This is a genomic window from Paraclostridium benzoelyticum, assembly GCF_001006285.1.
In the GTDB taxonomy this organism is placed as follows: Bacteria; Bacillota; Clostridia; order Peptostreptococcales; family Peptostreptococcaceae; genus Paraclostridium; species Paraclostridium benzoelyticum.
The window spans coordinates 1-1,842 of sequence record NZ_LBBT01000104.1 but is presented as its reverse complement, the minus strand read 5'-3'; the positions used below and the strand labels follow the sequence as shown (position 1 = coordinate 1,842).

Sequence of the window (1,842 nt, the reverse complement as noted above, 5' to 3'; positions counted from 1 at the left end):
TAAATTTTATGTCGATAAATAAATTTAAGCATGTAATTAAACATATTTTCAAATAAAAAATCTATGTTGTTAACAATTACAGATAAGCTAAATTTATTACAATAGGGGTAATGTTTATGAAAAAAAATTATTTTTAATTGGAATTATTACTGCTTTTATTATTTTGGGGATTGGGAACTCAAACATAGTTCAAGCAGCAACAAATGCAACAGGTATGTATGTCAATCCTGTAAATGAAAAACCATCAGATATTATGACTAAGGATTGGAGTGCAATCAAAAATCCACCATATACATATTGGGCAGTTCATAATTGGAATTCAGGTGGAGAAGGAGGTGGATATGCTGGTTTCCAACAACAGGCTGATAGACGTACAGCCCATTTTGCAATTTGGGATCCAATATCTATTAGAAAACCAATCGAAGCAGAATATCTTTCTCCAAATTCGTTTGCATCACGTTTTGGTGGTGAAGGTGAAGGGATGAAAGTTGAAACAAGATATAATTGGCAACCAAATAGTTGGTATAAGATGACTATGCGTAATTGGCAAGAAGATGGACACACAAAATTTGGGCAATGGATAAGAGATGAATCTAGCAAACAATGGAAACAAATAGCTATTTTAGATTTCCCAGTAGCAAATATTAACTTTAACTGGGGTACTGGAATGTTTCAAGAGGATTGGGCTGGAAATGGATATCAAGAAAGGGAAGCTAGATTAAAAAATTTTTATAGTAGAAATATTTCGGATGGAGAATGGAACTCTTTAAATAAACAAAGAATAACTAGCCAGTATCCTAATATGAACTGGAATGGTGGGAGTAACTCTGATTACGTTTGGGTTAGTGCAGGGGGTAATGTGAAACCATCTATTAATAGTGGTCAAGTATTTACACTAAACCAGGCAAGCAAGCCGGATATTGGCGTTTTAGATTTTGATATTATAAACGGTAAATATGAAAATGGGAAATTAAATATTTCATGGAAACTAAAGAATGAAAGTACACCTCAATTTAAAGGCAAAATAGAAGTTTATAATAATTCTTATATGGAAGGCAAAGCAATAAAAACTATTGATAATATAAAATCATATAATTATGAAGTAAACGAATATATGTCACTAGATAGTTCAAATGGTCTTTATGCAAAATTAATAATAACAGATTTATTTGATAATATAGTTGTAAAGACAGTTAAGCTTAATAGTGATGATCAACCAGGTGAAGAAAAGGATACTGAAGCACCTACAGCACCTAAAAATGTTAAAGCTATTAATATAAAAGAGACATCAGCTCAAATACAATTTGAGCCATCAACTGACAATGTAGGAGTTTCTAAATACTGGGTTTGGGATGATATTAATAAAAAATATATAGGTTCTTCTTCTACAACAACAGTTGATTTAAATGATTTAATACCTAATACAAACTATTCTTTAATTGTTAGAGCATTTGATACAGCAGGAAACTATTCATTACCATCGTATGTATCATTTAAGACAAAAGAGAAAAGTGAAGAAACAAAGGATACTTGGAATCAAAATATAAACTACTCGATTCCAGGAACAAAAGTAGTTTTTGAAGGAAACACTTATGAAAATAATTGGTGGATTAACGCTGGAGTTAAACCAGATCCAAAAGATCGACAAGGGCAATCTACAGGATGGAAATTAATCTCTGGTCCAGCTTTAAATGATAATAAATGGTATCCAGATGTAATTTATATTGAAGGTGATGAAGTGATTTATAATGGGAAATCATATATTGCAAACTATTGGACAAAAGGTGATAATCCTGAAAACTCACACGGGACAGGAAAACCATGGAGATTAAAATAATAAAT

At 31.3% G+C, this 1,842-nt stretch carries 1 protein-coding gene; it reads left to right on the top strand.

Annotated elements, in window-relative coordinates; genetic code table 11:
* Nucleotides 1–163 precede the first annotated feature (163 nt).
* Nucleotides 164–1,837, top strand: coding sequence for a DUF3472 domain-containing protein (locus VN21_RS19040; protein ID WP_084821943.1), 1,674 nt, complete (start codon nt 164–166; stop codon nt 1,835–1,837).
* Nucleotides 1,838–1,842 lie beyond the last annotated feature (5 nt).